General features: G+C 73.1%; 4 protein-coding genes and 1 tRNA gene. 2 read left to right on the top strand and 3 right to left on the bottom strand.

Features of this window, described 5'->3' with window-relative positions; all coding sequences use genetic code 11:
* Positions 1 to 160: 160 nt before the first annotated feature.
* From ACFXGA_RS03945 to ACFXGA_RS03955, 3 genes are all read right to left on the bottom strand, one after another.
* Complete coding sequence (locus tag ACFXGA_RS03945; protein WP_378084144.1) at positions 161 to 3,358, bottom strand: carboxypeptidase regulatory-like domain-containing protein; 3,198 nt, start codon at positions 3,356 to 3,358, stop codon at positions 161 to 163.
* Between the two features lie 187 nt (positions 3,359 to 3,545).
* A complete protein-coding gene (locus tag ACFXGA_RS03950) occupies positions 3,546 to 4,448 on the bottom strand; it encodes a neutral zinc metallopeptidase (RefSeq protein WP_378084145.1) in 903 nt (300 codons plus the stop codon).
* 561 nt (positions 4,449 to 5,009) lie between these two features.
* Positions 5,010 to 6,737 (bottom strand): bifunctional metallophosphatase/5'-nucleotidase, encoded by a 1,728-nt coding sequence (locus ACFXGA_RS03955; protein ID WP_378084146.1) that lies wholly within the window; start codon positions 6,735 to 6,737, stop codon positions 5,010 to 5,012.
* Positions 6,738 to 6,870: 133 nt separating this feature from the next.
* Between ACFXGA_RS03955 and ACFXGA_RS03960 the strand changes: the two genes are divergently transcribed.
* Positions 6,871 to 7,341, top strand: a complete 471-nt coding sequence (locus ACFXGA_RS03960; RefSeq protein ID WP_378084148.1) for a MarR family winged helix-turn-helix transcriptional regulator — start codon at positions 6,871 to 6,873, stop codon at positions 7,339 to 7,341.
* Between the two features lie 17 nt (positions 7,342 to 7,358).
* Positions 7,359 to 7,443 (top strand) — tRNA-Ser (locus tag ACFXGA_RS03965).
* The last annotated feature ends 411 nt before the right edge of the window (positions 7,444 to 7,854 follow it).

The raw sequence follows: 7,854 nt of genomic DNA on the forward strand, positions 1-7,854 counted from the left end.
GTACTGGATCAGGCCGCGCGGCCGCCCCCCGGGGGGGGGGGCGGGGGCGCGGTCGTAAGGTCCCGTCGAGGCGGCCGGTCGCGGCGGTGGCTTCGGCGAAGTTGTGGTGAGCCACCACGCCCCCCCCGGCCCCCCCCCGGTCGGGGGTTTGGAACGCCGATCACCGCGCCGGACGACGTCCGATCCGACGCGCGCCGACGCCGAACGCGAGCAGCAGCACGCCGACCAGGCCGATCCCGAGCACGCTCGCACCGGTCCTGGCCAAGACCTCCTCGGCGACACCGCCGCCGCTCGCGGCCGGCGGCCGGTCACCACCGGGGCCGACGGGACCGGCGGGGCCCTCGCCACCCGGCGCGACGGGCGTCGGGTCCGCCACCTCGGGGCCCGGCTCCACGTAGATGTGCTGCGGGTACGTGTTGCCGCGGACGACCCTCAGGAACGGGTACTGCATGGTGGTGCGCAGCTTCCACGGTCCGACCACGACCGGGTCGTAGCTCCCGACCGCCAGGTCCGGGAACGTGAACGTGCCCGACGCGTCGGTCGTCGTCGCGGTGGCGAACTCGCCGGTGTCGCGGTCGAACAGCACGACCTTGACGTTCGGCACCGGCTGGAAGGGCCAGTCGCCGGTGAGCACCTGGCCGGTCGTCGTCCACACCGCGCCCGGCACCTCGGCGCGGTCGCGGGCGAACGGCGAGCCCCGGTCGAAGCCGCCGTCGGCGGAGCGCGGGCCGACGACGCAGTACAGGGTGACGAAGCCGAAGTCGGCCGCCGCCTCCGGGATGATCGCCGACACGTCGGCGGTCCACGTCTCACCGGCCGCGAGCGGCAGGGCCGTGTCGTACGCGAGCGGGCCCCACTCCGGGCCGTTGCCCATCTCGTGGCCGTCGCCCACGCCGGTGCACAGCGCGTGGACCGCGAGGTCGCGGCCCGTGCCGTTGACGATCTCGACGTGCACGGTCGGCCGGTCGGTCGGGAGGTAGGAGTCCCGGTCGAACGACATGGACACCTTCAGCTCGTCCGAGATCGGTCGGACCAGGCCCGTCTCGTAGGTCGTGTCGCCGCCGGCGGTGACGGTGAGGATCCGGTAGGAGCCCTCGGCCTCGATCCAGCCGTCCCCGTGCCAGGCGTAGACCTCGTAGTTGCCGATGCCCATGCCCTCGACCCGCAGCCGGCCGTCGGCGTCGGTGCGGCCGGTCGGCCACCCGAGACCCGAGAGGCCGCCGCTGAAGCCGACCTCCGCGTCGGGCAACGGCTGCTCGCCCGCGTCGCGCACGCCGTCGCCGTCGGTGTCGGCGAAGACCAGGACCGTGGCGTCACCGGTCGGGTGGGTCACCCCGGCGCTGAGGTCGATGGGCACGGACGTGGAGTCGAACCCGTTGCCGACGATCTTCCCCTTGAGGGTCACCGTCTCCTGGAGCCGCCACGTCGAGGGGTGGCCGACGATCGTGACCTCGTACGACTCGCCCGGCCAGAGGTAGAGGCCGGACCGGTAGCCGACCCCGGGGCGATAGGACGTGTCGAGCGCGCCCCACTGGCTCATGTCGTAGCCCAGCGTGGTCCCGTAGTCCGGCTCGAAGCGCACCTCGGTCCGGTGGCCCGTGCCCGCGTTGGTGACCTTGACCTTCGCGGTCACCGGCTCGTCCACGGCGTAGTGCGCCTTGTCGAAGGAGGCGGTGACCTCCAGCTCCTCGTGCCACACCGGCTCGGTGACGGTCGGGCCGGGCTCCACCGCGAACGTGACGTTCGAGGTGCCGTCGGCGACGACGTCGACGGTGAACCAGCCGTTGCCGGTGGCCCGGTCCCGGTAATCGCCCAGGACGAGCACCTTCGTCGGGCCGGCGGGCAGCCGGCCGAAGGTGAACGAGCCGCCGTCGTGCGACACCGCCTCGGCGATCCCGAGGCCGGTGCGGCGGCTCAGCGCGACCAGCCGGGCGCCGTCCAGCGGCCGCTCGCCGTCGCCCCCGTCGAACTCCAGCGTGCCCTCGACCGCGCCGAACGCGCCGACCTCGGCGCTGTCCGACCAGCCGATGTAGCCCGAGGTGGCGCGGCCGCTGTTGCCGAAGTTGCACGCGACCGAGATCCACCCGGCGAGCACCGACTCCTCCGGCACGGTTTCGGTGACGGTGACGACCCTGGTCCCCCCGGCGGGGATCGTGACGCCGGGCCCCTCGGGGCTCAGCTCGGCCCACGCGGGCGAGCGGCCGTCGAGGCCGCCGTCGGACCCGGACTCGTCGCACACCGCGACGACGCCGGTCAGCGGCTCGGCGCCGCGGTTCTCCAGGGTGATCCTGATGCCGACCGGGTCGGTGGGCAGGTAGGTGTCGCGGTCGAACTCCAGGCGGGGTCGCAGCACCGTGGACACCGGTGGGGCGAGCGGGAACTCCAGGTTCGCGGCGACGCCCGACCGGATGGTGAACCACGCGCGGCCCGCGGCGATGACGCCGCCCGGGTCCGGGTAGCTCTGGAGGTAGGCCCGGTAGGAGCCGGTGGGGATGTCGCCGCCGAAGGTGAACCGGCCGGTGGCGTCCGTGCGGGCGTTCAGCCACGTCTCCGGCGCGCCGCCGACGGCGTAGACCGGCAGGTCCGCCAGGCCCTCGCCCTCGTCGAACCGGCCGTTGCCGTCGGCGTCGCGGTAGAGCAGGCCGGACGCGGACCCGCGGCCCTGCGGCACGGTGGCGGTGGCCTCGGCCCGGTTGTCGCGGGGCGTCGGGTCGGTCGACGGGTTCTGCTGGAGGCCCGTGCGGGCCTCCACGAGGTAGGTCACCGCGGTGGCGCGCGCGTCGTTCTGCCGGCCGACGAGCCGGTAGGTCTTGCTCTCGCCGGGCGCGAGGGTCGGGCCGGGCACGCGACGCAGGTCCGTCTCGCCCGACTTGAGGGTCAGCGAGCCCTGGGTGTGCCAGCGGACGTCCTCGGCGGGGCCGTTGCCGACGTTGCGGACGGTGACGGTGAAGCCGATGTCGGAGCCGGGCTGGTACTCCGCCCGGTCGAAGGCGATGGACGCCTGGAGGTCCGGCCGCACGGCGGGCGGGAGCGCCAGCGCCCCGACCTCCGGCTCGGTCGCGCCGGTGTCGGCCGGCCGCTCGGCCGGCTCGGCGGGCTCGGCCGGCGTGTCGGTGGTCGGCTCGGCCGGGGTGCCTGCCGGGGTGCCCGCCGGGGTCTCGGCCGGGGTTTCGACCGGTGACCCGGTCGGGGTCTCGACCGGGGTGTCGGTCGGCGTGGTGGTCTCGGCTGGTGTGGTGGTCTCGGCGGGCGCGGCCGGTTCGGTCGTGGTGGTCGTCGTGGACTCCTGCGCCCACGCGATCGGACCGCTCAGCGCGACGGCGAGCGCCACCGCGCCCGCCGTCACCGCACGTGTCATTCGTCTCGCGCCGTTCGGGCGCGCGACAGCGCTGCTGGACAAGGTGATGTCCCCCCAAAGCTAGGTCCTCGCCCACCGCGGGATGCCGACGTCCCCCGAGCCGCCGCCGGGCAGGGCCTGGTGATTCGCCCGGAAGCTACCGCGTCGGACGATCACCGACCAGCGGATTCACCGGATCTGCACGGGATCAGCCCAGGTCGTCCGTGCCGAAGGTGTCGCAGCGCGCCGGGTCGCCGGTCTCGTAGCCGGTCGTGTACCACTTCTGGCGCTGCGCCGACGTGCCGTGGGTGAACTGCGTCGTGTCGATGTGGCCGCCGCCCAGTTCGCCCTGGATGAAGTCGTCGCCGATGCGGGCCGCCGCGTCGAGCGCCGCGTCCACGTCGTCCTGCGTCACGCCGGTGATCAGCGGTTGGCCGGACGCCGTGGGCACGCTCTGCGCGTGGTTGGCCCACGCCCCCGCGTAGCAGTCGGCCTGCAGCTCCAGCCGCACCGAGTCGGACTTCGGCCCGGAGCCCTGGCCCACCCGGTCGGACGTGCCGAGCAGGTTCTGGATGTGGTGGCCGTACTCGTGCGCCAGCACGTACGCCTCGACGAACGGGCCGCCGGTCGCGCCGAACTTCTGTTGCAACTCCTGGAAGAACCCCAGGTCGATGTAGACCTGCGCGTCCGCGGGGCAGTAGAACGGCCCCACCGCGGACGACGCGTCGCCGCACCGGGTGGACACGCCGCCGGAGAAGAAGTTGGTCTGCGCGGGCTGGTAGGTGCGGCCCGAGCGGGCGAGCTGGTCGGTCCAGTACGCCTGGATCGAGTTGATGAACGCGACCGCGCGGCAGTCGGTCTCGCGGTTGGCGTCCGCGCCGGTGCGGCACTTCTCCTTGAGGGACTCGGAGCCGACCTGCTGCCCCTGGCCCACGTCGCCGAACCCGGAGCCGGACGGCAGCTGCCCGCCGCCGCCGAGCTGGGAGAGCACGAAGTAGAGGATCAGACCGACGATGCCGAGCCCGCCGCCGCCCAGGGCGACCCGGCCGCCGATGCCGCGCTGGTCGCTGACCTGCGACGTGTCCAGCTCCGCGTTCTCGTTGAACTGCACCGCGCCCTCCCGACGGAAGCACACCGAACCGCTGGAGCACCGGGCCCGCGCACGGCACGAGCCCGGGTGCGGAGCCCGACGTCGGGGCACCGCACCCGGGTTTTCCCATGTGGAAGTGACGAAACCTGCGTTGGCGGGGTCGGCGTGGACTCCGGTCGGCGCCGACGGTGGAGACGGCGCCCTCAGACTTCCCGGGTCAACATCGTCAAGCGCGGCGATGGCGCGCGTGGCGCCGTGCGCTCGAAACCCCGTCGAAGCCGCTCACGGTCGCGATCGGGCCGGTCTGACAACCGCTCCGCCCGCGGGGTTGCGGCTCGCACGCTGGTCGTCACCGCGAGGACTTACCTGCACCGCACCACCTACCCCTTCCGGGCGTGCCGCCGGCGGGTCGGCTCGGGTTCCGCCGGTGGCAGGTCCTGCTTCGAGCATGCGCCTGTCCGGCCCGATGCACAACCGCTGGGGACGGCCCTGAACTGGTGAAACGAGATTCGCCCGGCCCGGTGCGGCGGCCGTCGCGCACGGTGAGCGGGCCCGTGGGGAGCCCGCTCACCGTGCGTGTCCTCACGGCGTGGTGGTGATGCGGTCCAGCGCCGGCGGGACCGTGTTCGGGTGGGCCGTCAGGTAGGCGGTGAACGCGTCCAGGTCGATGCCGCCGCCGGTGATCTCCGTGCCGCCGGTGAACGCGCTGAACCCGTCACCGCCGCCCTGCAGGAAGCTGTTGATCGTGACGCGGTAGTTCGCGGCCGGGTCCAGCGGCGTCCCGTTCAGGACGATGTTCGACACCTTCGAGCCCAGCGGCGCGGACGCCGACCAGGAGTAGGTCAGGCCCTTCGACGGCTGGAGGACGATCTGGCGCTGCTGGCCGTTCACGACCTGCCACTGCTGCTCCAGCGCCGCCTTGATCTGCGCGCCGGTCAGCGTCACCGTCTGGAGGATGTTGCCGAACGGCTGCACGGTGAACGCCTCGCCGTAGGTCACCACGCCGTCGCCCTCGCCGGCGGGCGAGGAGGCGTAGGTCAGGTCGGCGCGCACGCCGCCCGGGTTCATCAGCGCGAGCACCGCGCCGTTGCCCGTGGTGGCGGCCAGCTGCGAGTCGGCGATCAGGTTGCCCAGCGCGGACTCGCCGGCCGGGTTCTGCGCCCGCAGGACGTCCTGCGCGATGGTGCCGACCTGGCGGTTGGCGATCGGGCCGGACTTCGACTTGGCCAGGTCGATGATCGACTGGATGTCCGGGTCCGGGGTGACGTTCCGGGTCACCACGTGGTTGCGCGCGACCGTGGCCGAGCGGATCACGTCGCGGGTGCGCCGGTCGATCTTGAGGTCGACCACGGACAGCTCGCGGCCGAACGCCAGGCCCTCGATGAACGGGCGCGGGTTGCCCGCCGGGTCGGTGACCGTGCAGTTGTAGTGCTGGTGGCTGTGGCCGGAGAAGACGGCGTCGATCTTCGGGCTGACCTTCTCGGCGATCTTGCGGCCGGGGCCGCCGTCGACCGTGCGGCAGTCGTCCGGCCCGCCGCCGGAGGTGTTGTCGCCCTGGTGGACCAGCAGCACGATCGACTTCACGCCGAGGCCGTTGAGCAGGTCGGCGTACCGGTTGGCGGCGGCGATCTCGTCGCCGAACTCCAGCTCCTTGATGCCGTTCGGGTCGACCAGGATCGGCACGTCCTTGAGCGGCATGCCGATGAAGCCGATCGGGATGCCGTCGCGGAACTCCACCCAGAACGGCGGCAGCGCCGGGAGCCGGGTCTTGGCCAGCGTGACGTTCGCGCCGAGGATCGGGAAGTTCGCGCCCCGGTAGGAGTCGCGGAACTGGCAGCCGTCGGCCGGGTGGCAGCCGCCGTGCTGCACGCGCAGCAGCTCGCGGTAGCCCTCGTCGAACTCGTGGTTGCCGGCCGCGGTCGCGTCCATGCCGACCCGGTTGAGCACCTCGATGGTCGGCTCGTCGTGGAACAGCGCGGACACGATCGGGGACGCGCCGATCAGGTCGCCCTGGCCGACGATCACCGAGTTGCGCACCTGCGCCTGGAGGTTCTTGATGTGCGTGGCGTTGTAGGCGGCGCCACCCGCTTCGACCTGCGTGCCGTCCGCCAGCGTGACGCGGCCGGACGAGCCGGTGGGCGGCTCGATGTTGCCGTGCAGGTCGTTGATGCCGATCAGGCGGACGTCGACGGTGCGGGCCGGCTTGGGGTCGGCCTGCGCGGGGCTCTGCACGATCGTGACCGCCAACGCCGCCGCGGCGGTCACCGCGAGCGCCGAGGCGCGCCGCGCGGTGCGTCTGAACGAGGTCATGGGGTGGTTCCTCCCTGCGGCGCCCCGGTAGGAGGGCGCGGTACGGCGGAGGAGTTTGCCTCCCGGAGCTGTCCGGCACCAGACATCCCCGTGGATCGTCCGTTAACGGAGATGTGCGGCATAGCCTGGGGAGGTGACTGAGCACGAGCCGCGGTGGCTGGACGATGGCGAGATGCGCGCCTGGCGCAACTACGTGGTCGGGGCGTCCGTCCTCGCCGACCGCCTGCACCGCGAGCTGCAGGACCGGCACGGGGTGTCGCTCGCCGATTACGAGGTGCTCGTGCGGTTGTCCGAACAGCCCGGGTGGCGGATGCGGATGTCGCAGTTGGCGGACGAGGTGGCGTCCTCCAAGAGCCGGGTGTCGCACCAGGTGGCCCGGATGGAGCGGGCCGGGCTGCTGCGGCGTCGGGACTGCACGGAGGACGGGCGCGGGGTGTTCGCGGAGCTGACCGAGGAGGGCATGGCGCTGCTGGAGACGTCCGCGCCGACCCACGTCGAGGGCGTGCGGGCGCACATGATCGACCTGTTGACGCGGGAGGAGCAGGAGGTGCTGGCCCGGGTGTTCGAGCGGGTCATCACGCACGTGCGGGGCGTGGACGGGTAACCTGCTCCGGCACACCGGGAAGCGTGGCAGAGCGGCCGAATGCACCCGCCTTGAAAGCGGGAGACGGGCAACCGTCCGGGGGTTCAAATCCCTCCGCTTCCGCAGGTCGGAGGGGGGTGCGACCGGGTTCTGACACCTGGCCGCACCCCTTCTGCGCAGCCACGGGTGCGGCAACGCCTCGGCCCGGTTCGGCGGTGCGGCCCGGTCGGTGCCGGCGGGACGTTGGCAGGCCGGGTGGAGCGGCCGGCGTTCCGGGCGAAGGGGTGTGTCGTGGACCTGGTCAGCCGGTGCCTCGACCTGGTGGACGACTACATGCGCGACCACCTCGCGGAGAGCGGGACGGCTTCGGCGATGATCAGCGGGCAGCCGGCGGGCGGACCAGTTCGGTAACCGAGCGTGACGGCCGGTCCGGTGTTTTTGGACCCGTGGTGACGGGCATCGGGCGAGCAGGAGCGGGGGGCGCCGGGTGGCGGGGGCCCCCGCGGGGGCGGGCCGAGAGAAACACACTCCGCC

Origin of the sequence: Actinosynnema sp. NPDC059335, from assembly GCF_042752395.1 — a bacterium.
Taxonomy (GTDB): domain Bacteria; phylum Actinomycetota; class Actinomycetes; order Mycobacteriales; family Pseudonocardiaceae; genus Actinosynnema.

Coding starts and splice junctions, on each gene's coding strand:
- ACFXGA_RS03945 (WP_378084144.1), bottom strand. CDS start 3,358: ATGACACGTGCGGTGACGGCGGGCGCGGTGGCGCTCGCCGTCGCGCTG.
- ACFXGA_RS03955 (WP_378084146.1), bottom strand. CDS start 6,737: ATGACCTCGTTCAGACGCACCGCGCGGCGCGCCTCGGCGCTCGCGGTG.